The organism is Synechococcus sp. N5 (genome assembly GCF_900473925.1).
Lineage (GTDB): Bacteria > Cyanobacteriota > Cyanobacteriia > PCC-6307 > Cyanobiaceae > Parasynechococcus.
The window spans coordinates 84,330-109,211 of record NZ_UCNI01000008.1 but is presented as its reverse complement, the minus strand read 5'-3'; the positions used below and the strand labels follow the sequence as shown (position 1 = coordinate 109,211).

General features: G+C 59.0%; 24 protein-coding genes and 1 tRNA gene. 10 read left to right on the top strand and 15 right to left on the bottom strand.

What is annotated here, in order from left to right; genetic code table 11:
- Window positions 1-194: 194 nt before the first annotated feature.
- Window positions 195-539: a thermonuclease family protein gene (locus DXY03_RS09740; protein ID WP_115010225.1), complete on the bottom strand. Its 345-nt coding sequence runs from the start codon at window positions 537-539 to the stop codon at window positions 195-197.
- A gap of 703 nt (window positions 540-1,242) precedes the next feature.
- Between DXY03_RS09740 and DXY03_RS09730 the strand changes: the two genes are divergently transcribed.
- On the top strand, window positions 1,243-1,938 hold the full coding sequence (locus DXY03_RS09730) for a ParA family protein (protein WP_115010224.1): 696 nt from the start codon (window positions 1,243-1,245) through the stop codon (window positions 1,936-1,938).
- A gap of 425 nt (window positions 1,939-2,363) precedes the next feature.
- Here DXY03_RS09730 and DXY03_RS09725 read toward each other — a convergent pair whose 3' ends face one another.
- Window positions 2,364-2,981 (bottom strand): DUF2939 domain-containing protein, encoded by a 618-nt coding sequence (locus tag DXY03_RS09725; protein WP_115010223.1) that lies wholly within the window; start codon window positions 2,979-2,981, stop codon window positions 2,364-2,366.
- Window positions 2,982-3,019: 38 nt separating this feature from the next.
- Window positions 3,020-3,373, bottom strand: coding sequence for a hypothetical protein (locus DXY03_RS11920; RefSeq protein WP_136987675.1), 354 nt, complete (start codon window positions 3,371-3,373; stop codon window positions 3,020-3,022).
- A 431-nt stretch (window positions 3,374-3,804) separates the two neighbouring features.
- Between DXY03_RS11920 and DXY03_RS09720 the strand changes: the two genes are divergently transcribed.
- Window positions 3,805-4,359 (top strand): adenine phosphoribosyltransferase, encoded by a 555-nt coding sequence (locus DXY03_RS09720; RefSeq protein WP_170952040.1) that lies wholly within the window; start codon window positions 3,805-3,807, stop codon window positions 4,357-4,359.
- Here the strand turns inward: DXY03_RS09720 and DXY03_RS09715 are convergent.
- The 5 genes from DXY03_RS09715 to dapB form a co-directional block, all read right to left on the bottom strand.
- Window positions 4,350-4,562 (bottom strand): DUF2949 domain-containing protein, encoded by a 213-nt coding sequence (locus DXY03_RS09715; protein ID WP_115010222.1) that lies wholly within the window; start codon window positions 4,560-4,562, stop codon window positions 4,350-4,352. The two genes, DXY03_RS09720 and DXY03_RS09715, sit on opposite strands and share 10 nt — an antisense overlap.
- A gap of 20 nt (window positions 4,563-4,582) precedes the next feature.
- Window positions 4,583-5,728 (bottom strand): FAD-dependent monooxygenase, encoded by a 1,146-nt coding sequence (locus DXY03_RS09710; protein ID WP_115010221.1) that lies wholly within the window; start codon window positions 5,726-5,728, stop codon window positions 4,583-4,585.
- A 41-nt stretch (window positions 5,729-5,769) separates the two neighbouring features.
- Window positions 5,770-6,021, bottom strand: a complete 252-nt coding sequence (locus DXY03_RS09705; protein ID WP_114987899.1) for a high light inducible protein — start codon at window positions 6,019-6,021, stop codon at window positions 5,770-5,772.
- A 78-nt stretch (window positions 6,022-6,099) separates the two neighbouring features.
- Window positions 6,100-6,756: a hypothetical protein gene (locus DXY03_RS09700; RefSeq protein ID WP_115010220.1), complete on the bottom strand. Its 657-nt coding sequence runs from the start codon at window positions 6,754-6,756 to the stop codon at window positions 6,100-6,102.
- A gap of 10 nt (window positions 6,757-6,766) precedes the next feature.
- Window positions 6,767-7,600 (bottom strand): 4-hydroxy-tetrahydrodipicolinate reductase, encoded by an 834-nt coding sequence (gene dapB / locus DXY03_RS09695; protein ID WP_115010219.1) that lies wholly within the window; start codon window positions 7,598-7,600, stop codon window positions 6,767-6,769.
- A 117-nt stretch (window positions 7,601-7,717) separates the two neighbouring features.
- Here dapB and DXY03_RS09690 point away from each other — a divergent pair, with 117 nt between their 5' ends.
- Window positions 7,718-11,728: a magnesium chelatase subunit H gene (locus DXY03_RS09690; protein ID WP_115010218.1), complete on the top strand. Its 4,011-nt coding sequence runs from the start codon at window positions 7,718-7,720 to the stop codon at window positions 11,726-11,728.
- Window positions 11,729-11,808: 80 nt separating this feature from the next.
- On the opposite strand, the gene DXY03_RS09685 is transcribed toward DXY03_RS09690, so the two are convergent.
- The 4 genes from DXY03_RS09685 to DXY03_RS09670 are packed head-to-tail and all read right to left on the bottom strand — an operon-like array spanning window position 11,809 to window position 14,573.
- Entirely contained in the window at window positions 11,809-12,792 is a 984-nt protein-coding gene (locus DXY03_RS09685) for a GlcNAc-transferase family protein (protein ID WP_115010217.1), read from the bottom strand.
- Window positions 12,789-13,634, bottom strand: coding sequence for a dihydropteroate synthase (folP, locus tag DXY03_RS09680; protein ID WP_244272405.1), 846 nt, complete (start codon window positions 13,632-13,634; stop codon window positions 12,789-12,791). The genes DXY03_RS09685 and folP overlap by 4 nt, the downstream gene beginning before the upstream one ends.
- Complete coding sequence (tpiA, locus tag DXY03_RS09675) at window positions 13,612-14,343, bottom strand: triose-phosphate isomerase (protein WP_115010249.1); 732 nt, start codon at window positions 14,341-14,343, stop codon at window positions 13,612-13,614. The genes folP and tpiA overlap by 23 nt, the downstream gene beginning before the upstream one ends.
- Window positions 14,344-14,375: 32 nt before the next feature.
- On the bottom strand, window positions 14,376-14,573 hold the full coding sequence (locus DXY03_RS09670) for an RNA-binding S4 domain-containing protein (RefSeq protein WP_041435023.1): 198 nt from the start codon (window positions 14,571-14,573) through the stop codon (window positions 14,376-14,378).
- Window positions 14,574-14,612: 39 nt separating this feature from the next.
- Here DXY03_RS09670 and DXY03_RS09665 point away from each other — a divergent pair, with 39 nt between their 5' ends.
- Together DXY03_RS09665 and DXY03_RS09660 are read left to right on the top strand one after the other, a co-directional pair.
- A complete protein-coding gene (locus tag DXY03_RS09665) occupies window positions 14,613-16,358 on the top strand; it encodes an ABC transporter ATP-binding protein (protein WP_115010215.1) in 1,746 nt (581 codons plus the stop codon).
- A gap of 49 nt (window positions 16,359-16,407) precedes the next feature.
- Window positions 16,408-16,638 (top strand): DUF6447 family protein, encoded by a 231-nt coding sequence (locus DXY03_RS09660; RefSeq protein ID WP_114987892.1) that lies wholly within the window; start codon window positions 16,408-16,410, stop codon window positions 16,636-16,638.
- 59 nt (window positions 16,639-16,697) lie between these two features.
- Here the strand turns inward: DXY03_RS09660 and DXY03_RS09655 are convergent, their stop codons facing one another.
- Genes DXY03_RS09655 through carB form a run of 3 tightly spaced genes read right to left on the bottom strand, consistent with a single transcriptional unit; the run spans window position 16,698 to window position 22,131 of the window.
- The gene (locus DXY03_RS09655; RefSeq protein ID WP_115010248.1) at window positions 16,698-18,050 is read right to left on the bottom strand and encodes a sodium:alanine symporter family protein; all 1,353 of its coding nucleotides are present in this window, start codon (window positions 18,048-18,050) and stop codon (window positions 16,698-16,700) included.
- A gap of 56 nt (window positions 18,051-18,106) precedes the next feature.
- Window positions 18,107-18,772 (bottom strand): DUF3386 domain-containing protein, encoded by a 666-nt coding sequence (locus tag DXY03_RS09650; RefSeq protein WP_115010214.1) that lies wholly within the window; start codon window positions 18,770-18,772, stop codon window positions 18,107-18,109.
- 35 nt (window positions 18,773-18,807) lie between these two features.
- Window positions 18,808-22,131: a carbamoyl-phosphate synthase large subunit gene (gene carB, locus DXY03_RS09645; protein ID WP_115010213.1), complete on the bottom strand. Its 3,324-nt coding sequence runs from the start codon at window positions 22,129-22,131 to the stop codon at window positions 18,808-18,810.
- A gap of 104 nt (window positions 22,132-22,235) precedes the next feature.
- Here carB and DXY03_RS09640 point away from each other — a divergent pair, with 104 nt between their 5' ends.
- From DXY03_RS09640 to DXY03_RS09620, 5 genes are all read left to right on the top strand, one after another.
- The gene (locus DXY03_RS09640; protein WP_011364772.1) at window positions 22,236-22,871 is read left to right on the top strand and encodes a DUF3318 domain-containing protein; all 636 of its coding nucleotides are present in this window, start codon (window positions 22,236-22,238) and stop codon (window positions 22,869-22,871) included.
- Window positions 22,864-23,220, top strand: coding sequence for a ribosome silencing factor (gene rsfS, locus DXY03_RS09635; protein WP_038554011.1), 357 nt, complete (start codon window positions 22,864-22,866; stop codon window positions 23,218-23,220). Before DXY03_RS09640 ends, rsfS begins: the two co-directional genes overlap by 8 nt.
- An 11-nt stretch (window positions 23,221-23,231) precedes the next feature.
- Entirely contained in the window at window positions 23,232-23,726 is a 495-nt protein-coding gene (locus DXY03_RS09630) for a CGLD27 family protein (protein ID WP_115010212.1), read from the top strand.
- 16 nt (window positions 23,727-23,742) lie between these two features.
- Window positions 23,743-24,711 carry an asparaginase gene (locus tag DXY03_RS09625; RefSeq protein ID WP_115010211.1) on the top strand — a complete coding sequence of 323 codons (969 nt, stop codon included), beginning with the start codon at window positions 23,743-23,745 and terminating at the stop codon, window positions 24,709-24,711.
- 45 nt (window positions 24,712-24,756) lie between these two features.
- Window positions 24,757-24,833, top strand: a tRNA-Met gene (locus DXY03_RS09620).
- The last annotated feature ends 49 nt before the right edge of the window (window positions 24,834-24,882 follow it).

The window sequence follows — 24,882 nt, the reverse complement described above, 5'->3', positions numbered from 1 at the left end:
TGGCAGAAATTTCTGAAAGACTTTTACTTAGGACTCAGAGCGCTGCTGCCCCCATACTCCCCCCTTCGCAGTTCTGCTGTCGTTTAACTGTCGTAGAACCCAGTCGTAATACTCGGCCAAAGCCCAGTTACAACCCAGTTTTTGCAGTGCTTTAGGCCTTGACAAACCTCATGGCTTTGATGACGTTCGTTTTCCTACTCGACTTCTGTCCAGGGGCATTGATGAGCGTACCGCTGATAGACCTCAGCGTGACCAGCGGCGACCATCTCTCGCTGAACGTTCCTCTCCCCAACGAACAGCTCTGCCACGGTGCGTCCGTAGCGGTCTTCGGTGATACGTCGAATTCTGACTTTCTTGCCCACAACAAGATTTCTCAGAAAGTCGCGAGCAGCCTTTGCAGGCATTGGCTCAGCTCTCATCCCAACTAGTTCAGGGGTGTCGATGCAGGCCAGTCGACCCCGTTCGCCTGTTGTGGTGGTGCACGTGTCGCCGTCGTAGCAGGAGGCGATCACTGAGAATGAAAGAGCTGCAAGGAGCATCAGTGATGTAGGTGGGTGTAACCAATGACTGGATCACCTCGACAAAGGACTTTGGATCTTTTATCAGTGGTGGACCCTGATGAGCATCCGCTGTCTATTCGGTCTCTCTACGTCTTGCTTGTCGTGCTCCTAAGCGGGTGGGTGCTCGGAGCTGCACTCCGTTTGAGCTCTGAGTTGGCCGGTTGATGAGTCCGCTGAGCGACGGCGGCTCTGTCTTTGGGTGTCCTTGGAAGCACCTGCATCCTTGGCGGTGCGGAGGTGAAGGATCTGCCTGCTGCTTGATTTATCAACACAGGGATGACTGGAGAAAGTGATGGGTTAATCAGCGATACGGGCGTATTGCTGGATAGGGTCCGCACAACATTGGTCCAGCTCAATCGTGATCAAGAACCCGATCCTTCAGAAGGCCTGGAAGGTCATCACGTGGCGGTAGCGGCTTCAGCTGGCGATCAACGCTCCCTTTGGAATGTTGTGGGTGGCAGACAAGACTTACCCAGCGGTGCATGCCTTTGACATGTCAGTGCTGGCAGCACTTCATACCGAGTGGCTAGCTCCAATTGTGGGGATCGCTTGTGTAGCCAACCCCATAACAACGCAGGACCCAAAGCTTAGGGACACTGACAGGACTGAAGCAGGATTAACCCAAGTATTGCTTTCCGTAGAAAAAACGCGATCCTGCGAATAAGTCCTTAGCTGCCGCCTGATGTTCATCACTGTTTTTGGTCAGAAAGGTGGTGTCGCCAAAACATGTAGCAGCGTTCACATAGCCGCAAGCTGGAGCCATCAGCAAAAACGGGTCGTCCTGGTTGATGCCGACCGCAACAGATCTGCGACTGCCTATGGCGCCAGAGGCCTTTTGCCTTGCCCAGTTGTCCCGATTGAAGCAGCAGCCAAAGCGACTCGATTGGCTGAGATTGTCATCACAGATGGGCAAGCAAGCACCAACGAAGAAGAGATGAAGAATTTGGTAGAAGGAGCTGACTTTGTTTTGCTGCCTACAACTACCCAAAGCAGATCAATTGAATTGACAATTGAAATGGCGCAGACAATAAACAAATACAAGATCCCTTATGCTGCTCTTCTTGTAAAAGTTGATTCACGCAAAGAAGCTGCAGCCAAAAATGCCAAAGAACTTCTTGAAGGATTCGACATCCAGGTTCTCGACGCACAAATTCCATTGCTAAGCGCATTTGAACAAGCAGAAACAGAAGGAGTCACTGTTGATCAGGCGATTGACCAACGTGGTCGTGCAAATCCACGTCGAATGGCGGGATGGTCTGCCTATTGCTCTGCCTGTGAAGAAATCGAATATCTATATGAAGAACACAAAAAACTGAATCCAATCCAGTCACCAATCGGATGGGACTTCACACCCATGGAGCAGCGTATTGCCGCTTAAATACAGCTAAGAACCAGTCTGTAAGAATCAACCAGGGCTCAACAAGTTATTCAGATATGCTATAATAATTATAAATATAATTCATGAAATGAGGAACTCTAGCTTCTCTATCTCGGCTGCATTATTAATTGTAGCAGTTTCTGGATGCAGCCAGCTAGATCAAAGCATTACTGATTGTGATAATTTGAGGGAAGAAATCGTTGAAATGTCTGAAGAAGATCGGCACTCGAGGGGTTATGCTCTTGTCAAGATAAGAGAGCCTAAGACTCTATCTAAATCTGACAATAAAATTTCATGCAGTGGATCAGCTATATGGACTGATGGAGACAAGACTTCCATCACATATGAAAGCTATATCGATGAGGATGGAGATCGGATGATTGAGTATGAGGTCAATTAGGGCTTAAGTCGCTGGCTGCATAAAACTAGCTATCCATCAATCTTTCCACTAAAGAATCTGGAACTCTAATTCCGTTAACTTTCCATTTTCCTAGGCCTTCGCGCCGCATATAGACAGAAACTGATTCATCTAGAATTTCTGAATTGGTTATTTTCACTTCAAATTCATTGATGCTGATGTAGTCAGTTTTGAGTTCTATGCCTTGGGCGCCATCAGTTTCTTTATAGCTCTCATCACGGTCGCTAAAAGAAGTCAATTCTTTTGCTATTGTATTAATATTTTCAGGGAGTCCATCTGTGCCTCCTGACATTTCTCTGGCAGAGAACAAGAGCTGTAGCCCAGTTGGAGAAACTATTTGATCAATAATTGGATCAACGATGGCATTTGCCATCATTATTCTCATTGCTGCAAAGGGGTCGCCTTCAAGTTCGACCGCTGCACTTTTCATCAATGCAGCCTTGGCAGTGACTTTGATGTCTTCCCTTAATTCAGGGAAGTTAATAAGCTTTTCAATTTTTCTAGTGTCTTGATTCTCAAATGCCTGCGCAAAATCTTTCAATGCAAGCCACGGGGATACAAATGCATAACTTCCAGTAATTACACCTGCCGCAATAACTGAGCTTCCAAGGAATTTTTTTAACATAGCAAATTACATCTTGACTTGCAAAGAACCGCCAGAAACTACCATTCCTTATCAAAAAGGGCTGAATACTTTTCATATGTAAGTTTATTGTCAATGCCTGTTACGGCTAGCCCAGTAACTCCTAATGATTGATCGCACTCAATTTTGGCAACTACTGGATGATTTCTTAGCTTCCCATCGACATGTCCACCCGCATTGCGTGATTTTCCTTTGAACCTTTTAACATCAAAATCTCTTATAAATCCTTCCTCTCTCAAGGCATCAGCTGCATTATTCAGACATTCTTCTCCAGTCCCCCCATAGGCAAATGTAGAGACATAAAGCCAAGGTCTTGCTGTTGCAGCCTGACCTGAAAAAAGCCCAACGGAGAGCAAAAATAGTAAAAATTTCATTTGCGTTGATTTTGTTTAAAGTAATTTAAGGCTTCGCGCCTCAGATGTGCAACAAAAAAATATTTATCTAGACATCCCGGTACATGCTTTCAACAAAGGCGTACGTACATCCAAAGCCATGCTTCTCAATAGAAAAAGCATTTGAGCAGAAGGCTCGAAGGTTCTGCAGTTTCCACTGGCCGTTACGCACTACAAGCAGTCCAACAAAGTGGTTGGACGATCTCATTGATCCAATGCTCTCAAAATCCGGCAGAAATTTCCGAAGCTCTCATACGTAGGAGCAAGGATGCTGCAGCCCCCATGCGACCCCCCCCCTATCTCAGTTCAGCTGTCGTTTAATTGTCGTAGAACCCGGTCGTAATACTCTGCGATCACCCAGTTACAACCCAGTGTTCGCAACGCTTTAGGCCTTGACAAACCTCATGGCTGCGATGATGCCAGGGGCACCGCCATTGCGTCACCTGGATTTGGATCTTCAGTCGCACATTCGCTCAATTCCAGACTTTCCCAAGCCTGGAATTCTGTTTCGAGACATCAATCCGCTGCTGCGGTCGCCCGAGGCCATGGCTGAGGTGATCCGACAGCTGGGTGAGTTCTGCGACCAGGTGAAGCCTGATCTGATCGTGGGGATCGAGTCCCGGGGCTTCATTTTTGGGGCACCCCTTGCCAGCGACCGACGGCTTGGCTTCGTGCCTGTGCGCAAGCCCGGAAAGCTCCCCGGTGAGGTGGTGGGTCTCGACTACGCCCTGGAGTACGGCAGTGATCGGCTGGAGATTCAAGCCGATGCTTTTGAGAATTCACCCCGTGTTCTGGTGGTGGACGATCTGCTGGCCACCGGTGGAACGGCTGCGGCGACGGGAAAGCTGGTGGAACAGGCCGGCGGTTGCTTGGTGGGCTTTGCCTTTGTGATCGAGCTGGAGGGGCTCGGAGGCCGTCAGGCCTTGCCCGCAGGCCAGCCCGTGGAAGCGTTGTTGCGCTACGGCTGACTGTTCTGCCAGTCGAAGACGTCTTCCAACTGCTGCAAACTCAACAACCCGAAGCTCCACAGCACGATCGGGAGTGGGGCTTGTTCCAGTTCCGCCTGGCGTTGCCCCAGTTCCAGGGCGCTGGGACTCAACCCCAAACGCCGCTGAAGAAATTGCAGCAAGGCGTCTGTTGCTGGGGGTTGCCGCTGGCTGGACATCACCATGGTCGCGACCCGCGCTTGGCTCAGTTTGGCAAGGCCCGCCAGAGCTGCATGGGGCCGTCACTCATGGCCCGCAGACTGAGTTGGCGCAGCCCCGAGAACTGTTTCAGCAGCAGCAGGGCTAAACGCCGCAGGGGAAGCAACAGCGGTTGGCGGTTGGAGAACACCCGCACCAGAAGATCCGTTGCCACACCCACCTGAAGCACGTCCAGCCAACGGCTCATCCCGTAGCGCCGAGCGATTGTTGTGGCGCTGCCGCCCCGCTTCACGGCGCGCAACAAACCTTCCACATCACGCCAGCAGAGATTGAGCCCCTGGCCACCCACGGGATGGCAGCGGTGGCCCGCTTCGCCGATCAGCACGCCCCGTCCGCGATGCAAGCGGCGAGCCAGCAGCCATTGTTGTGGGAAGGCTCGGGGTTGATCCAGAAGGAAATCCGGTTCAATTCCCTTCGGAAGAACAGCGGCCAGCTGATCGAGAAAGGCACTGCGCTGCAGTGTGCTGCGCTGCTCGCAACGCTGCCAGGGTGCACTCCACACCACTTGGAACGTGCCCTGCCCCAAGGGCAGAACGGCGAGAGGGCCTTCCGGGCGAAACAACTCGCAGGCCCTGTCGTGGGGGAGTCCCCGCAGGGACACCTTGGCGGTGAGGCAGCCCTGGCGATAGCGCATGCCCCAGTGACGGATGCCCCAGGCCTCCCGTGTGGGGGAGCGCGGTCCGTCAGCCGCCACGATCAGGGCATCAGCGCTTGGATCAGGGCATGGTTTGGCCAGGTGCATGGCCACGTTGCCATTGGCCTCCAGCCGGGCCAGCAACAACTTCATCAAGGGCCGGTGATCGAGGATCCAGCCGATGCCGTCATGGTGTCGATTGGCTGATGCCAGGTCGTCCTCGATGAAGAGAACGCGGGCGTTGGTGGCCCCATCCCGCAAATCAAGCTCGCGGAAAGGCACCAAAGTTTCGCGTAGGTCGTGCCATAGGCCCAGGTTGGTCAACAACCTGCGGCTGGAATGGGTGATGGCGTACGCCCGACTTCTGGCTTGAAGTTCCGATGCCGTCAGCGGGTCAAACAGGACCACGCGCTGACCACGGAGGCCGAGGGCGAGAGCAGTGAGGGCGCCGGTGGGACCAGCGCCCAAGACATGAATCTCTGGAGGGAATGGAGCCATTCAGGGAGTCTGGCCAGCCATTCCGATCCAGCGCGAGGCGATCAGCCCAGGCCGAGCAGCCCGTGAACGAAGGATTCGCCGCCCAGGGCCAGTTCAGTCGCCAGCAGAGCGATGAATCCGAGCATGGCCATGCGGCCGTTCAGTTTCTCGGCGCGATCGTGGAAACCCCAACCCTGGGTTGCTTCAACCACTTCCATGCGGGGTTCCGTGGCAAAGGCGTTGAGGCGGCCACCGTCTTCCGTGGTGACCTGTGCACCGCGCACGACGGGAGTGGTGGGAGAGGACTGGGACATGGATGCCGACGCTTGATTGCTAAGAAGTGTAAACCAGATTTAAGAAATGTTCAGCAGTGGTTGTTCGGCGCCGGCTGCTCAGCGCCGGCTGTTCAGGCGCAATTGGCAGAGCTCCTCAAAGGCGGGACGGAGCAGGAAGGGGTACTCGCCAACCCACATCCGCATGCCCGGCAGCCAGGCATCGCTGAGGGCTCCGATCTTTGAGAAATCCTTGCGCTCGCTCAGCACCAGGCAGCGGATCAGGCTGCCGCGGCGGATTGACTGGTGCTTCTTTTCCATCGGAAAGGCCACCCTGCCGAGGTAACCCTCCTCGTCTTCGAGTTCGAGCAGCATCCAGGTGCGTCGGTTCTCCACGAGTTCCAGCCGCCCGCGGCTGTCGGCCTGCTCGTGGCGGTTTTCCACCCGCTCACGCGTGATCACGTCCGCCACCTCGCCCTCAAACAGGGCAGCCGCGGGATAGCGCCGCAGGGTGGCGTTGCGCTGGCCGGCCTGCACGATCGGGCCCCACAGCACATACAGGAAGAACACAACGCTGATCACCAGCCAGACAGGGCCCCAGCGGCTGCCGAGCTGCGCCTGGTTGTAGATCAGGAACGTGATCACTCCACCGATGGCGGCGATCATCAGGCGCTGCAGCACCTCCTGGGGGTTGCCGAGGGCAAAGCGGAACTGGTTGCCGGTGGCAACAGCGGGGATCAGCCGTTGCAGTTCACCGGGGCGGAGGGGAATGAGCATGGTGTCGCCTTCAGATCAGGCGCTCAAGGCCGTACACAAGGCTGCCGAGGCTGCCCACCTTGCGCACCGTGAGCAGCACCCCTGGCATGTAGGCGGAACGATCAATGGTGTCGTGACGCAGGGTGTAGGTCTCCCCTGGGGCACCGAACATCACTTCCTGGTGAGCCACCAGGCCCGGCAGCCGCACGGAGTGCAGCCGCAGGCCGCTGTCCCGCTGTCCGCCGCGGCAGCCCGCCAGGGATTCGTTCTCATCCATTTCCTCGGGATTGAAGTTCTTGCCCAGCTCCTCCATGAGCTCAGCGGTTTTGATGCAGGTGCCGCTGGGGGCATCCGCTTTGCGGTTGTGGTGCAACTCCGTCAGCTCGGCGTGGTCGTAGAAGCGTGCCGCTGCGGCTGCCGCCTGCTGCAACAGCACCATGCCCACAGAGAAATTGGGGATCACGGCCCCACCCACGGACGCTTTGGCCGAGAACTCGGTGAGGTCGTTGAGTTGTTCCGGCGAGAGCCCTGTGGTTCCAATCACGGGGTGAACGCCGTAGGCGATCGCCGCGCGGGTGTGCTCATAAACAACTGAGGGGTGGGTGAAATCCACCAACACGGCGCCGCTGCCGCTGTCCCGCACCGATTGGCTCACAGCGCAGAGACAGCCTTCGAAATCAGCCGTCACGGCCACCTCCAGCTCGCCAAGGCCTAGCTCCAGACCCACGTCTGCCCCTTCTTTGCCGGGGGTGTTGTCGATGGCGCCAACCAGGCTGCAGTCTTCGGCTCCCACCACAGCCTTGATCACCTCGGCGCCCATGCGCCCCAAGGCACCGGCAACAACGACGGGAATCGGAGCGGTCATGAAAGCGCAGCAGACGCTTCAAAGCCTATGGGTCGGCTCGTGTAACGGCCGATCAGAAATCCTCGCGCCCTAAGGGCCAGTCGCCGTAAGGTTCTTCACATTGCTCAAAGCGCGCTGATGTTCACACAGGTCCGCTCCGCCGATCGCCGCGTTGCTCCTGTGGAGGGCCAGAACCACAAGTCCGTCATGAAGGCGGTTTATGTGGTTTTGGAGCCCCAGTACCAAAACGCTCTCACCCAGGCAGCGACGGCTCTCAATGCATCGGGTGGCGATCTCGGGATCGAGCTCAGCGGCTATCTGATCGAAGAACTCCGCGACGACGACAACTACGCCGGCTTCTGTGCCGATGTGGCTGAGGCTGATGTCTTTGTGGCCTCCTTGATCTTCATCGAAGATCTGGCTCAGAAGGTTGTGGACGCCGTCGCCCCACACCGCGACCGACTCAAGGCGGCTGTGGTCTTCCCGTCCATGCCGGAGGTGATGCGTCTCAACAAGCTGGGCAGCTTCTCGATGGCCCAGCTCGGTCAGAGCAAGAGCGCCATCGCAGGCTTCATGAAGAAGCGGAAGGAAGCCGGAGGTGCTGGTTTCCAGGACGCGATGCTCAAGCTGCTGAACACGCTGCCCACCGTTCTCAAGTACCTGCCCGTTGAGAAGGCGCAGGATGCCCGCAGCTTCATGCTCAGCTTCCAGTACTGGCTGGGTGGAACCCCCGACAACCTGCGCAACTTCCTGTTGATGCTGGCAGACAAATACGTCTTCCCAGCTGCAGATGGCGAGGAGCGCCCGGCAATGAAGGTGGCGGAGCCCGAAGTGTTCCCCGACCTCGGCATCTGGCACCCCCTGGCTCCCTCGATGTTCGAGGACCTCAAGGAATATCTGAACTGGACCTCCAGCCGCACCGACCTTTCTGAAGAAGCCCGCAAAGGGCCGGTAATCGGTTTGGTGCTGCAGCGCAGCCACATCGTCACCGGTGACGATGCCCATTACGTGGCCACCATCCAGGAGCTGGAGTTCCGTGGCGCTCGCGTGATTCCGATCTTCTGCGGCGGTCTCGACTTCTCCAAGCCGGTCAACGCTTTCTTCTACGACCCGCTGAATCCCGAGCAGCCCCTAGTGGATGGCATCGTCTCCCTCACCGGTTTTGCGCTGGTCGGCGGTCCGGCCCGTCAGGACCACCCCAAGGCGATTGAGTCGCTGAAGAAGCTCAACCGTCCTTACATGGTGGCGCTTCCCCTCGTCTTCCAGACCACCCAGGAGTGGGAACAGAGCGACCTTGGCCTGCACCCGGTGCAGGTGGCCCTGCAGATCGCCATTCCGGAACTGGATGGCGCCATCGAGCCCATCGTTCTCTCGGGTCGCGACGATGCCACCGGCAAGGCGCACACCCTTCAAGACCGGGTTGATGCCATCGCTGAGCGGGCCATCCGCTGGTCTTCGCTGCGGATAAAGCCCCGCAACGAGAAGAAGCTGGCGATCACCGTGTTCAGCTTCCCTCCCGACAAGGGCAACGTCGGTACGGCGGCTTACCTCGACGTCTTCGGCTCCATCCATCGGGTGATGCAGGAGATGAAGGCAAAGGGCTACGACGTGCAGGACCTGCCTTCCACGCCTCGTGAGCTGTTGGAGGCCGTCATCAACGACGCCGATGCCATGCAGGGCTCTCCGGAGCTTTCAATCGCCCACCGCATGAGCGTTGAGGAGTACGAGCGTCTGACGCCCTACTCCGAACGGCTCGAAGAGAACTGGGGCAAGCCCCCGGGCAACCTCAACAGCGATGGTCAGAACCTGCTGGTTTTCGGTCGCCATTTCGGCAACGTTTTCGTTGGCGTTCAGCCCACCTTCGGCTACGAGGGTGATCCGATGCGCCTGCTCTATTCCCGCAGCGCCAGCCCCCACCACGGCTTCGCCGCCTACTACACCTATCTCCAGAAGATCTGGAAGGCTGATGCGGTGCTCCACTTCGGCACCCACGGCTCCCTCGAGTTCATGCCCGGCAAGCAGATGGGCATGAGCGAAACCTGCTATCCCGATTCACTGATCGGTGCGCTGCCCAACCTCTACTACTACGCCGCCAACAACCCCTCCGAGGCCACCATCGCCAAGCGGCGGGGTTATGCCTCCACCATCAGCTACCTCACCCCTCCGGCTGAAAATGCTGGCCTTTACAAGGGCCTGAAGGAACTGGGTGAGCTGGTGGGCTCCTACCAGCAGCTGCGTGAGGGCGGCCGCGGGATTCAGATCGTCAACACGATCATTGAGACGGCACGCCAGTGCAACCTCGATAAGGACGTTGACCTTCCTGAGGAAGATGCCTCGACCCTCGACCTGGAGGGTCGTGATGCCCTGGTGGGGGCCGTTTACCGCCAGTTGATGGAGATCGAAAGCCGTCTCCTTCCCTGTGGCCTTCACACCATTGGCAAGCCTCCCACCGCAGAGGAAGCCGTTGCCACCTTGGTAAACATCGCTGCTCTTGAGCGTGAGGAGGATGGGCTGCGCTCACTCCCCGGCCTGCTGGCTGAGGCGATGGGCCGCTCGATCGAAGACATCTACAAAGGCAACGACGAGGGCGTCCTCGCCGATGTAGAGCTCAACCGCACGATCACGGAGACATCCCGCGCTGCCATTGGCGCCATGGTTCGCACCCTCACCGGCCGTGATGGTCGCGTCAGCCTGCGCAACAGCTTCGGTTGGTTCTACGACCTGCTGGCCAAGTTCGGCTTCAAGCTTCCCTCGCCTTGGTTGCGGGCCTGCTGCAGTGCTGGCTTCGTGCAGATCGATGCCACCGAGCTCGACAAGCTCTTTGCCTATCTGCGCTTCTGCCTTGAGCAGGTGTGCGCCGACATGGAGATGGAGAGTCTGCTGAAGGCTCTCGATGGTGAATACATCCTTCCGGGCCCCGGTGGTGATCCGATCCGAAATCCTGGTGTGCTGCCCAGCGGCAAGAACATCCACGCCCTCGACCCGCAGGCGATCCCCACCCGTGCCGCGGTGGCTGCAGCCAAGAGTGTTGTCGACAAGTTGATTGAGCGTCAGCGTGAGGAGCAGGGCACCTGGCCCGAAACCATCGCCTGCGTGCTCTGGGGAACCGACAACATCAAGACCTACGGCGAATCCCTAGCTCAGATCCTCTGGTTCGTTGGCGTCAAGCCGATGCCGGACTCCGTGGGTCGGGTCAACAAGCTTGAGTTGATTCCCCTGGAAGAACTCGGCCGCCCTCGCGTTGATGTGGTGGTGAACTGCTCCGGTGTGTTCCGCGATCTGTTCATCAACCAGATGGCTCTGATCGATCAGGCCGTGAAGATGGCTGCCGAGGCCGACGAGCCTCTGGAGCAGAACTTCGTTCGTAAGCACGCCCTCGAGCAGGCGGAGAAAGAAGGCACGACCCTGCGTGATGCGGCCTGCCGGGTGTTCTCCAATGCCAGCGGCAGCTACAGCTCCAACGTGAACCTCGCAGTGGAGAACAGCACCTGGGAGGAGGAAGGTGAGCTTCAGGAGATGTACCTCTCCCGCAAGACCTTCGCCTTCAATGCCGACAACCCCGGTGAGATGAATCAGAAGCGGGAGGTGTTCGAGAACGTGATGAAGACCGCGGATGTCACCTTCCAGAACCTCGATTCGGCTGAGATCTCTCTTACCGATGTGAGCCACTACTTCGACTCCGATCCCACCAAGTTGATCGCTGGCCTTCGTGATGACGGCAAAGCTCCTACCAGCTACATCGCCGACACCACAACGGCCAACGCGCAGGTGCGTTCGCTGAGTGAAACCATCCGCCTGGATTCACGCACCAAGCTGCTGAATCCCAAGTGGTACGAAGGCATGCTCGACTCCGGCTACGAGGGTGTGCGTGAGGTGGCCAAGCGCCTCAACTTCACCTTGGGTTGGAGTGCCACCAGCGGTGCCGTTGACAACTTCGTCTACGAAGAAGCCAACGAAACCTTCATCAACGATCCCGAGATGCGCAAGCGTCTGCTGGAACTCAACCCCAACAGCTTCCGTCAGATCGTGGGCACCCTGCTCGAGGTGCATGGCCGCGGATACTGGGAGACCTCGGATGAAAACATCGAGCAGCTTCAGGAGCTGTACCAGGAGGTTGAGGATCGAATTGAGGGTGTTGTCACCGACTGATCGTCGACCAAGTGTTGAGCATCAAAGCCAGAGTCCCTGCCGGACTCTGGCTTTTTTATTGGCGATGAATGATGGGCAACTCAGGCTTTCACGGGTTTGAATTCTGCATGTCTTGCGGCCTGGCTGATCGCTGCCGTTTTGAAATCAATTCCAGCCCATTGTTGATACATATGAAGGCTACGTTTTTTCCCTAATCCAAAGGGTTTAAGTTCGCCAAGCTCATCATTCAGGCAGCGGATTGATGCCGGTGCGTTGTTGAGACTGCCGAGCAGTGTGTGTACACGTTTGAGTGCGTGAAGGTTGTAATCGTGCCAATTGCTGTGATCGCCCCAATGGGTGGCTGCATGCTCTTGATCGGTATGTTCTGTCTTGTAGAGATGAAACAGCAGTAGGCGATTTGGGGCGTAGATGTTGAAGCCTGACGTCCACAGTCGTGCCGACATGGCAATCTCTTCTCCATAGAAGTAGAGATCGGGGTCGTAGGGCACGTCGCTCACGATTGAGCCCGGGCCGAACAGGAATCCTCCGGCGATAAATGCACCGGGGATGGGGCGATCAGGTTGTTCTTCTGGAAGTTGGAACCGGCTGATGCCTCGCAGTTTGAGAATGCCGTAGGAATCGAAACCGGCGGCTGCCATCACAGGCAGGGTTGATGTCTGCAAACGGCACGGCTGTTGAAAGCCGTTCGGGTAAACACTGAGAACGGCGCGCTCATCGCTGCATTCCCTCCAGGTCGTCAGCAACAGGTCATCCCAGTGCTCCACGGCCCTCATGTGGCTGTCGATTTGTAGCAGAAAGTCTTCTCCGCCGTAAACACCCTGAGCCTGTCGTCGGGCCCAGCAGGCCCCGCGGCTTTCCGCTGCATCGAACCTGATGCACTTCAGGTGTGGATGATCCGGAAATGCGCTTGTTCCCCAGTGGGGCGGGTCATCAGTCGCCAGTTGCAGGCAGATGCCGAAGCGCAGGCGCTTTGGCTGGGCTGCGCGCTGAATCAGGTTGTGCAGTGTGGCGGGGAGATCTGGATCCCTGTATGCCGCGATCTGAACAAAGATCGTGGAGCTCACCAGAGTGCAGCCGCCATTCGCAGCGTCTGGCTGATGGGGCCCACATCGTGCACCCGCAGCACGGCAGCACCCGCCTGGGCGCAGCGGCAGGCCACCGCAGCTGTTCCCCAGAGACGCGCTTTGGGTCTGGGTTCATCCAGCACGGCACCGATGAAGCGTTTGCGTGAAGGGCCGATCAGCACAGGTCGCGGCCCTGCAGTGAGTTGTTCCAGATCCCGCAGCAGCTGCAGGTTCTGCTCGTGGGTCTTGGCGAAGCCGAGACCCGGATCCCAGATGATTTGGCTTTCATCAACGCCGGCTTGAATCGCAGCTTCACTGCGCTCCAGCAACGCTTCTTTCACATCTGCCACGACATCGGCATAGGTTGTGAGCTGATCCATGGTTTGGCTGTCGCCGCGGCTGTGCATCAGCACCACCGGACAGCCGGCATCGGCGACCACCTTCAGCAGATCGGGATCCCGACGGCCACCGCTTACATCATTGATCCAGTTGGCCCCTGCTTCCAGTGCCTTGGCGGCCACCGGCGCCAGAAACGTGTCGATGGAGATCAGTGCCTCTGGGCAGAGCTGCCGGATGCTCTTCAGCGCTGGTAATAGACGCCGTAACTCCTCTTCGGCGCCCACCTCCTCCGCTCCGGGTCGGGTGCTTTGCGCCCCGAGATCCAACACGTCCGCACCGCGGCTCAGCTGCCGTTGAGCTTCAGTAAGGGCCCGTTCGCTCGCCAGAAATCTCCCTCCGTCACTGAAGGAATCCGGGGTGACGTTGATCACCCCCATCACGGCTGTGCGTTGGCCCCAACCCTGAGGCCAGCCGCCTGAATCAGGCCGCTTGGTAGTTGGCAATCCGTCCAAAGCTTTCGGGCTCCAAGGAAGCACCCCCCACCAGCACCCCGTCGATATCGCTCATGCCCATCAACTCATCAATGTTGCTGGGTTTGACGGAGCCGCCGTACTGAATCACCAGATCGGGGGAGCCCACCCAGCTACGGATCAGACCACAGATGCGGTTGGCTTCTTCGGCTGCGCAGGTCTTGCCTGTGCCAATTGCCCAGATCGGTTCGTAGGCCACCACCAGTTTCTCTGCATCGAGACCCTCTAGGCCCTGCTCGATCTGGCGGCGGATCACCCGTTCAGCTTCGCCCCGTTCGCGTTGCTCATCGCTTTCGCCAACGCAAACGATCGGAATCAGACCATTGGACTGGGATGACCTTGCCCGGTGGTTGATCTGCTCGTCGCTTTCACTGAAGTATTTCCGCGGTTCGCTGTGGCCCACGATCGTGTGGGTCACACCATGCTCCTTGAGCATCGCTGGGGAGATCTCTCCAGTGAAAGCACCTTGACCTTCCCAGTGGACGTTCTGGCTCGACAAGCAGACGCGGGAATTCTGGCTGAGTTCCGCCATGGTCGACAGTGCCGTGAAGGGCGGCGCCAGCACAAGGTCGCGGTCGTCAGGGGTGTCAGCAATCAATGGCAGGAAGGCTTCCATGAACTCCCGCGACTGGGCACAGGTCATGTGCATCTTCCAGTTGCCAGCGATCACCGGTCTGCGCACGCCTTGCTTCCCCATGGAATGTGGCAGCCAACTTACGGCCCGGTCGCGTTTTCATCCCCGACAACGGACTCCTCACCAGCAAGCACAACCCGATCTCCCGGAGAAAGCTGACGTCCCCGCCGGGTTTCAACGCTCCCATTCACCTCCACTTCACCCATCTGGATGCGTTGCTTTGCTTCACCGCCGGTGGAGACCCAACCCTTCCATTTCAGGAACTGATCCAGCTTCATTGGGCAGAGTTTTGAGCTCACCATTGATACTGTGCCGTGATGCTGACCTCATCCCAGGCCGGTTTTCGCCGGCTGCTGCCGTTGCTTCGCCCCCACCTGCGGGAACTGCTCTGGGGGGGCTGCTGCATGGCGATTTACGTGGGCAGCTTTCCGCTGCTCGTGCAGCTGGCCGGGGAATTGTTTCCCGCGCTGGGGTCGGGTGATTTGGCTCGCGTGCTTCAGCTGATCGGGCTGGCGTTGCTGATCTTTGCTGCTCAGAAGATCGCCCAGTTCGGTCAGGACTCGCTTCTTGCCGGCCCTGCATTGCTGGTGAGCCAGGACTTACGGCGTGATCTGTTCCGCCGCCTGCAGACCGTGGAGCTGGGGGCACTGGAGAAGCTCTCGGCCGGTGATCTCACCTACCGCTTCACCGAAGACGCCGATCGCGTCAGCGAGGTGCTGTACAAGACCATCCATGACACGGTCCCCAGCGTCCTTCAGCTCGTTGCGGTGCTGGGGATGATGCTCTGGCTCGACTGGAAACTGACGCTGGCCATCCTGCTGCTGGCGCCGGTGATCGTCTGGCTGATCAGTCTGTTTGGTGCTCGCGTGATGGCGGCCACGGAACGAAGTCAGAAAAAGGTGAGCGAACTGGCCGGTCTGCTGGGTGAGGCCATCGAAGGTTTGCCCCTGGTGCGTGCTTTTGCAGCCGAGCCCTGGCTGCAGGACCGTTTCGAGACGGAAATCGACCAGCACCGGCAGGCCCGCCACCGCACCTACAGCCTCGTGGCGCTGCAGCATCCGGTGGTGGGCACCATCGAGGTGGTGGGTCTGTTTGCCGTGCTGGCCCTCGGAGCCTGGCGAATCCAGAGCGGTGATCTGAGTATTGCCGGGCTGAGTAGCTACCTGACAGGGCTGATCGTGCTGATCGATCCCATCGCCCACGTCACCAACAACTTCAACGAATTTCAGCAGGGTCAGGCATCACTGCGACGTCTGCGGGAGATCGAGCGAGAGCCCCAGGAGGCTGCGGATCCAACTGATGCGCAAGCCATCGGTTCACTTCAGGGTGATCTGGTTTTTGATCAGGTGAGCTTTGGCTATGACCCAGCCCAGCCGGTGTTGCGTCAGCTGAATCTGCGGGTGGATGCAGGCCAGGTGCTGGCCATCGTTGGCCCCTCCGGTGCGGGCAAAAGCACCCTGCTTTCGCTTCTGCTGCGGTTCAACACGGCGCAACAGGGCGAGATCCGTCTCGACGGCACTGACATCAGCTTGATGCGCGCTCGCGAGCTGCGTCAGCAGGTGGCCCTGGTCCCGCAGCGCACCACCGTATTTTCCGGAACCATTGCCGAAGCGATTCGGTTCGGCCGTCGTGCGACGGACGACGAGGTGCGCGATGCGGCACGGTTGGCCAATGCGGATGATTTCATCCGTGCCTTGCCCCAGGGGTATGACACCCAGCTCGAGGAACGGGGAACCAACGTTTCCGGTGGCCAACTGCAGCGGATCGCCATTGCACGGGCGGTGCTTGGCAATCCAGCGCTGTTGCTGCTGGATGAAGCCACCAGTGCCCTTGATGCTGAAGCCGAGGCGGCGGTGCAACTCGGACTGAAGCAGGCGATGAAGGGGCGAACAGTGTTGGTGATCGCCCATCGTCTGGCGACGGTGCAGGAGGCCGATCGCATTGTGGTTCTTGAAAAGGGAGCCGTGGTCGATCGAGGAACCCACGACGAGTTGATGCAGCGTGGTGGGCGTTACCGCGAATTGTGCGAACGGCAGTTCATTCGAGATCGGCAGAAGTCCTGAAGCCCTCTACGATCTGGCCGCTGGTTCCACGCAATCCCAGCAACGAACGATGACTGATTCCGCAGCCAACAACCCCGTCTTGACCTTTGAAGGCAAGCGCTACGACCTCAACACCCTTCCTGATGAGCTCAAGGAGCTTGTGCGTGGCATGCAGGTTGCCGATGCTCAACTGCGGATGCACGAAGACACCCTCAAGGTTCTGGCGGTTGGTCGTCAGAGCCTGGCGACTCAGCTCAATGAAAGGCTCAAGTCCGTGACTCCGTTGCCCGATCAGGGTTGATTGACTGCCAACAAAAAAGGGGGGCTGTGAGCCCCCCTTTTTATTGCTCGTCGTTCTGCTCAGTCGCTGAAGCTGTAGGCCTTGGTGAGTTTGAACACGGTTCCGGAGAGCAGGATCAGTGCCACGAGGTTCGGGAGGGCCATCAGGCCATTGAGCGTGTCGGCAATTGACCAGATCACACCGCGGTCGCCGGCGACAGCACCAATCACGACCACAGCCACCCAAGTCAAACGGAAGGGCAGCACGGCGGAATCACCGAAGAGATAGGTGGTGCAGCGTTCGCCGTAGAAGCTCCAGCCGAGAATGGTGGTGAAGGCGAAGACCACCAGTCCCAGGGTGACCACCACGCCGCTGCCGGCGATGCCGGTGTTGAAGGCCGCGATTGAGAGGTCTGCGCCGCTGAGCTTGTCGCCGGCTGCATCGAGGATCAGATTGGCTTTGGTGGTGATGATCACCAGGGCAGTCATCGTGCAGATGATCAGGGTGTCAATGAAGGTGCCCAGCATGGCCACCGTGCCCTGGCGAACGGGATCATCGGTTTTGGCAGCCGCATGGGCGATCGGAGCGCTGCCCAGGCCCGCTTCATTGGAGAAGATGCCACGCTTGAAGCCCATCAGCACCACCTGACCGAGGGCACCACCGGCTGCGGCTTGACCGGAGAAGGCGTTGGAGAAAATCGTGGTGAATGCTTCAGGCACGCTGTTCAGATTGGCCAGCAACACCAGAAGGCATGCAGCGATGTAAAGGATCGACATCAACGGAACAATGGCGGAGGCCGCCTGGGCAATGCGTTTGATGCCCCCGATCACGACAGCGAAAACCAGGGCCGCCAAAACGACTCCGGTCGCCAGCCTCGGGATGCCGATCAGGCTCAAGGCAGACGACACCTCAAAGGCCTGAACCCCATTGCCAATGCCGAAGCCCGCCAACATGCCGAAGAGGGCAAACAGGCCCGCCATCCAGCTCCAGCCGCTGCCGAGTCCGTTGCGGATGTAGTACATCGGCCCACCCACGTGGTTTCCGTCTCCATCGGTTTCGCGGAACTGAACCGCGAGCACCGCTTCGGCGTACTTGGTTGCGATGCCGAAGATCGCGATGATCCACATCCAAAAGACGGCACCAGGTCCACCAACGGCGATGGCCCCCGCTACACCGGCGATGTTTCCCGTGCCGATCGTGGCCGACAACGAGGTCATCAGCGCTTGGAAGGGGGTGATCTCCCCTTCCGTTTGTGATGCAGCCGGCCGCAGCATCATCGAGATGCCGTAACCCACCCGTTGCAGCGGCATGAACCGCAGGCCCACCATCAGAAGAATGCCCGTCGCGGCAATCAAAAGGACGGTGGGCCATCCCCAGACGATGCTGTTGATCGGGCCATTGATGGCCTGAATGGTCGACTCGACTCCGCCCATGCCTTTCAACAGGTTTGGGCGGATGGTCTCATAGCCGGCTTGCAACGGCAATCAACTCAGAGCGATTCGAGATCTTCAAAACGGAAGGTCTGGCTTCCGGCGGGAGTATCGCCATGGGCTTCGGTGGTCACGACCCGCTCGGTCAGCACCCAGGGGCCATCTCCAGGAAGAGCAGCGAAGCTGTCTTTGAAGCTGCTGCGGCCGCCCCGGGCTTCTCCCGTTGCCGGGTCGGCGTACTGACTGGTGTAGGTGTGGCTGAGGTAGCCCGCACCCGTGTCGGTGACATCGGTGGTGTAGATCGTCACGACGGTGCCGTGGATGTGGCGGTGAACCATGGTCACCACGTCATCTTTGATGCGGTATTTGTCCCCGGCTCCCTTGCCGCCGACGAGCACTTCGGTTCCCACTTCGTTGGTGTCACCGGCGGTGAAGGTGTTTTCACCGTGGGTCTGCTCGAAGCTGCGACGCACGCGATGGATTGCGACTTCCCAGAGCTGGGAATTCACCGCCTTGAGGATCTCTTCGTTTTCAATGCCGTCCACTTTGGCTTTGAGATCGGCACCGATCTCAAACGTGCCCTCAACCCGTTGATCGGCCTGTTGCCAGATGCAGCGGCCGCGATAGCCGGAGAATCCAGGCGTCCAGGTGTAGCGGTTCTCGTAGGCGCGACGGAAGTCATCACGCAGGTCGCTTCCAGGCTTAACGGGAACGGAGGCTGTCACAGCGTTTAGGTGGCTCCCGCAACCCTACCGGTGGCCTAACGCTGCATGGCGTGCACATCCTGCAGGGCATGGATGCTGAGCCTCGGCTGTTGCTGGAGCGCTGAGATCGCCTCCACCGCTGCCCGTGCTCCCGCGAGGGTCGTCACCGTTGGAACGGCGTAATCGAGCGCTGCCCGACGCAGGTATTTGTCGTCATGGGCAGCTTGGCGGCCAATCGGTGTGTTGATCACCAACTGCACCTGATTGGAGCGGATCTGATCCTCGATGTTGGGGCGCCCCTCGTGCACCTTGAGCACCGATTGCACCTTCAATCCCGCGTTGGCGAGCGCCTGAGCCGTGCCTGATGTGGCCGTCACATCGAACCCGAGTTCGATCAGCCGAGCGGCGATGGGCACCAGCGCCTGTTTGTCGCGGTCGTGGGTGGAGAGGAACACCGTCCCCTGGGTGGGCAGCGCTTCTCCAGCACCGAGCTCAGCCTTGGCATAGGCCATGCCGAAACTGTCGGCGGATCCCATCACCTCTCCCGTGGAGCGCATTTCCGGCCCCAGCACCGTGTCGGCCCCCGGGAAGCGCCGGAACGGCAGCACCGCCTCCTTGATCGACTGAAGCGGCGGCTTCGGCTCGCGGGTCATACCAATGTCGGCCAGGGTTTCGCCCGCCATCAGTCGGGTTGCCAGGCGAGCGAGAGGTTGACCTGTGGCCTTGGCGACGAAGGGGACCGTCCTGGAGGCGCGGGGGTTGGCTTCGATGATGTAAACCACTTCCGAGCCATCGGTGTTGCGCTGCACGGCGAACTGGAGGTTGATCAGACCCCGCACCTCGAGCGTTTGCGCCAGGGAGCGACTCCAGTCGCGAATCGTGTTCAGTGCCGCTTTGCCGAGGGAAACCGAAGGCAAGCAGCAGGCCGAGTCGCCGGAATGGATTCCCGCCGGTTCGATGTGCTCCATCAGCCCACCCACGATCACAGCACCGGTGTGATCGCAGAGGGCGTCCACGTCCACCTCAACGGCGTTTTCGAGGTACTGGTCAATCAGCACCGGATGGTCGGGCTCCACTTGCACGGCTTCGCGCATGTAGCGGTTGAGTTCCTCTTCGTCGAACACCACTTCCATGGCCCGTCCGCCCAGGACGTAAGAGGGACGCACGACGACCGGGTAGCCCACTCGTGTGGCCACGGCCCGTGCTTCCTCTTCGCTGCGTGCCAAGCCGTTGCGGGGTTGGCGGATGTTCAGATCGCGGAGGATGGCTTCGAACTGCTCGCGGTCTTCGGCCCGGTCGATCGATTCAGGGGAGGTGCCCCAGATGCTGGTGCCCGTGGCGCGCCCCTCATCGCTGTCCAGCCAGCGCAGCAGAGGAATGGCGAGTTTCAGAGGCGTTTGTCCACCGAATTGGACCACCACGCCATCGGGACGCTCCGCTTCGATCACATTGAGAACGTCCTCCAGGGTGAGCGGTTCGAAGTAGAGGCTGTCGCTGGTGTCGTAATCGGTGGACACCGTTTCCGGATTGCTGTTCACCATCACCGTGGTGATCCCTTGATCCTGCCCGGCAAAGGAGGCATGGCAGCAGCAGTAGTCGAATTCGATGCCCTGCCCGATTCGGTTGGGTCCACCGCCGAGGATCATCATCTTGCGGCCGTCCTCACGACGACTCACCTCGGATGAAGCGGGAAGGGGCTTGAGGGATCCGTCGGCCTGCAGGGTCTGCAAGGGACGCTCGTAGGTCGAGTAGTGATAAGGAGTGGAGGAAGCGAACTCCGCTGCGCAGGTGTCAACGGTTTTGAAGACGGCGCGAACATCGAGCTGATGGCGCTGCTGACGCACCGACAATTCGTCGCTTTTGGTGTGCCAGGCGATCTGTCGGTCTGAAAAACCAAGCTGCTTGGCCTCAAACAAGCTGTCGGCATCCAGCTGATCCAGGCTTTTGCCCTTGATCAGCCTGGCCTCCGCCTCAATGATCCGCCGCAGTTTGGCCAGGAACCAGGGGTCAATCCTGCTGATCCGATGAATCTCCTCATCGCTGCGTCCGCGCACCATCGCCGTTCGCACGCTGAGGATGCGCTCCGGAGAGGGGGTCCTCAGCTGACGATCCAGCTCAGCATCCGTGAGCTCCGGTTCCTCCCGGTCGCCTCCCCAGCCCGAGAATCCGGTTTCCAGGGAACGCATGGCTTTCTGGAACGACTCTTCGAAACAACGGCCGATGGCCATCGCTTCCCCCACCGATTTCATTGAGGTGGTGAGCACCGCCGGACTGCCTCGGAATTTTTCGAAGGCGAAGCGAGGAATTTTGGTGACGACGTAATCGATCGTCGGTTCGAAGCAGGCAGGCGTCTTGCCGGTGATGTCGTTGAGGATTTCGTCGAGGGTGTAACCGACGGCGAGGCGAGCGGCGATCTTGGCGATCGGGAAGCCGGTGGCCTTGCTGGCCAAGGCCGACGATCGGCTCACCCTGGGATTCATCTCGATCACCACAACGTCGCCGTTGTCGGGATTGATCGCGAACTGGATGTTGCTGCCGCCCGTCGCGACACCGATTTCCCGAATGATGGCGATCGATTGGTCGCGCAACCGTTGGTATTCCCGGTCCGTGAGGGTCTGGGCTGGAGCCACCGTGATCGAATCCCCGGTGTGCACCCCCATGGGGTCGAGGTTTTCGATGCTGCAGACGATCACGACGTTGTCCGCCAGATCACGCATCACCTCAAGCTCGAATTCCTTCCAGCCCAGGAGCGATTGCTCGATCAGAATCTGAGACACCGGACTCGCTTCAAGCCCGCTCTTGCAGATTGCTGCGTATTCCTCGGGGTTGTAGGCAATGCCCCCGCCACTTCCCCCCAGCGTGAAGGCGGGCCGGATGATCCGGGGGAAGCTTCCGATCGCGGCCCCGACGGCTTCAGCTTCTTCTTGAGATGAGGCGATGCCCGAAGGGCAGACCTTCACCCCGATGCGCTCCATGGCCTGCTTGAACAGCAGACGGTCTTCCGCTTTCTGGATCGCTTTGAGATCGGCACCGATCAACTCAACGCCAAAGCGATCGAGGGTGCCGTTTTCCGCCATGGTGACCGCCAGGTTCAGTGCGGTCTGCCCCCCCATGGTCGGCAGCAGAGCATCCGGGCGTTCCTGCTCGATCACCCGTGTCACCACGTCCGGCGTGAGCGGCTCGATGTAGGTGCGATCAGCCATTTCCGGGTCGGTCATGATCGACGCCGGATTGGAGTTGATCAGGATGACTTCATATCCCTCGGCTCTGAGGGCCTTGCAGGCCTGGGTTCCGGAGTAATCGAACTCACAGGCCTGGCCGATCACGATCGGACCAGATCCCAGCAGGAGAATGCGACGCAGATCAGACCGCCTCGGCATGGGAAATCGTCCTTGGCCAAACAGATCAAGCCTCTCACGCGGCCTCGCCCCAACTGGGGGACTTGGCCTCGCTACGGTGAAGGGAGATCAGCACCAGAGTTGCAATGAGTGAGCTCCAGCGCCTGAAGGGGCTGCTGCCACCGGAAATGCAGAGCTGGGTGTTTGTGGAATCAGCTGCTGCAGTCGATCCTCCATTGATCACCCTTGAGGAAATCGGCCGGGATGAAGTGGAGATCCAGGTGGATCTCGACGAATGGGATGCCCTGGCGTTGGATCACCGCAATTTGCTGTTTTGGCATGAAGTTGGTCGGATCCAGAACGACACAATTCCCCGGGACGGTTGGGAGATGGCTGCTCTGGCCATCGGCCTCGGAGGTGCCATCGGTGAATTGTGGGTTCAGGACGGCCTGCTGCTGTTGATGGCTCTGGGCCTGTCCGGTTTTGCGGGGTATCGGCTTTATCTGAAGAACAATTCCGAAAAACGCCTGCAGGACGCCATCAGTGCAGACGAGCGCGCGATCGATCTGGCCTGCCGATTTGGTTACAGCGTGCCGAATGCCTATCGCAGTCTTGGGGGCGCGTTGAAGGAGCTTGTCGAAAAGACCCGTAAGAAGCGCCGCCGCAGCTACTACGAAGACCGTCTTGAGGCGCTGCGCAAGAGTGCAAGCAAGGCCAGAGCTGAAATGGCCCAACAGGAGGGCTCACGCAGCTCCGTTACCAGCGAGAATGTTTATGGATAGCGAAAAGCTTGCCGAACTGGTGGCCGATGCCTGCGATGACCGCAAGGCCACCGACATCCGTCTGATTCGTGTGGATGAGGTGTCCAGCCTGGCGGATTGGATGGTGATCGCAGGCGGTCAGTCCGACGTTCAGGTGCGTGCCATTGCCCGGTCGGTTGAAGACCGCCTGGAAACTGAGGCAGACCTGCTCCCCTTGCGCAAGGAAGGGCTGAATGAGGGGCGCTGGGCGCTTCTTGATTACGGCGATGTGATCGTTCACGTGCTGATGCCCGATGAGCGCGGCTACTACGACCTTGAGGCGTTCTGGAGTCACGGCGAAAGCAGAACCTTCTTACCGTCGGTGAAGTAGCCGCTTGATCCATGCCAGAAGCGGTGTCCTGCCCGGTTCCACCGGAGCAGCGGCCTCTTGAGGAGTTTCAACAGCTCTGCGAGTCGTGGTTCTTCTCCTGGCCAGCGGGTCAGGAACCTCGCCTGAGCCAACGCCTAGCAGGCTTCTGGCTGCTGATGCTGCCGGTGTGCAGCCTGATCGCCAGTGGGAGTTGGACCCTGAAGCAGGATCCGCCCCGGCTCCTGGCCGCAGCCGCTGTGGCCGCTCTTGTGCTTCCCCTGCTGTTGCTGGTGCGGCAATGGCTGGGCTGGACCTACGTCATGCAGCGGCTTCTGCGTGAGTCCGTCGACTACGAGGAATCCGGCTGGTACGACGGGCAGACCTGGGAAAAGCCTCTGTCTTGGCGGGAACGCGACCTGCTGGTGGCCCGGCATGAGGTTCGTCCGATCCTGGGTCGTCTGGGACGGGCCATGGCCACCTCAGCGGGTTTGATGCTGGCCGGTGCCAGTCTCTGTCAGGCTCTCTGAACCAATCGGGGTTCCGATGACTTTGCCCTCGGGCTTCAGCCCTGCAGCCCGGACCGGGTCAGCCCCTCTTGAGGTCTGCTTGCGTCGCGGATCGATCACGGAATCGGTGCATCGCGTTCATGCCGTGGTTTGTGATGGCCGAGGACGGGTGTTGATGTCGGCAGGAAACCCCGGCTTGGAAAGTTTCATTCGTTCGGCTCTGAAGCCCTTTCAGGCCCTGCCGTTTCTCAGCAGTGGCACCGCTGACCAGCTCGATGTTGATGAACGGGGCATCGCCATTAGCTGCGCGTCCCATTCGGGCACCAATGCCCACGCCCGGGAAGCCTTCCGGTTGCTCTGGAAAGCGGAGTTGGACAGCGCTTCACTTCAATGCCCTGTGCCGAATGGGGCTGACAGTCCGCTTCAGCACAACTGTTCCGGCAAGCACGCTGCCTTTCTGGCCACAAGCCGAAAGATGGGCTGGCCGATCGAGACCTATCTCCAGAACGACCATCCGCTGCAGGTTGAGGTGAACCGTCGTGTCGCTGAACTGATCGGCTTGCCTGCTGAGGAATTGGTTGCCGAGCGGGATGACTGTGGCGCTCCCACCCTGGTGTTCCAGTTGGCTCAGATGGCCTTGCTCTATGCCCACCTCGGTGCCTCACAACATGCCGAACTTGAGCAGATCAGTCGGGCGATGCTGAGTCACCCCGACCTTGTGGCTGGTGAGGGTCGTTTCGACACCGAGCTGATGCGGCGCAGCCACGGTCAGGTCCTGAGCAAGGGCGGTGCAGAGGGCATTCAATGCCTCAGCCGAGTGGGTGAAGGTCTTGGAGTAGCCATCAAGGTGGAAGACGGCTCCCGTCGTGCCAAGCAAGCGGTTGCTCTGCATCTGTTGCGTCAACTCGAGTGGCTCACACCCATGGGGCTAGACGAGCTCGATGAGCAGGTGCTGGTCGTGAACCCGAGCGTCAAGCTCAGCGTGTCCGGTGCCTTGCAGTCGTGACTTTGCTGTCACCTGCGACACCGACATGTATGATTTTCGAGTCGCCGCGGGGTAGAGCAGTCTGGTAGCTCGTCGGGCTCATAACCCGAAGGTCGGGAGTTCAAATCTCCCCCCCGCCACCAACTCTGATTGAATCAATAATCTCCCTTTCGGGAGATTTTTTTTTGTCTT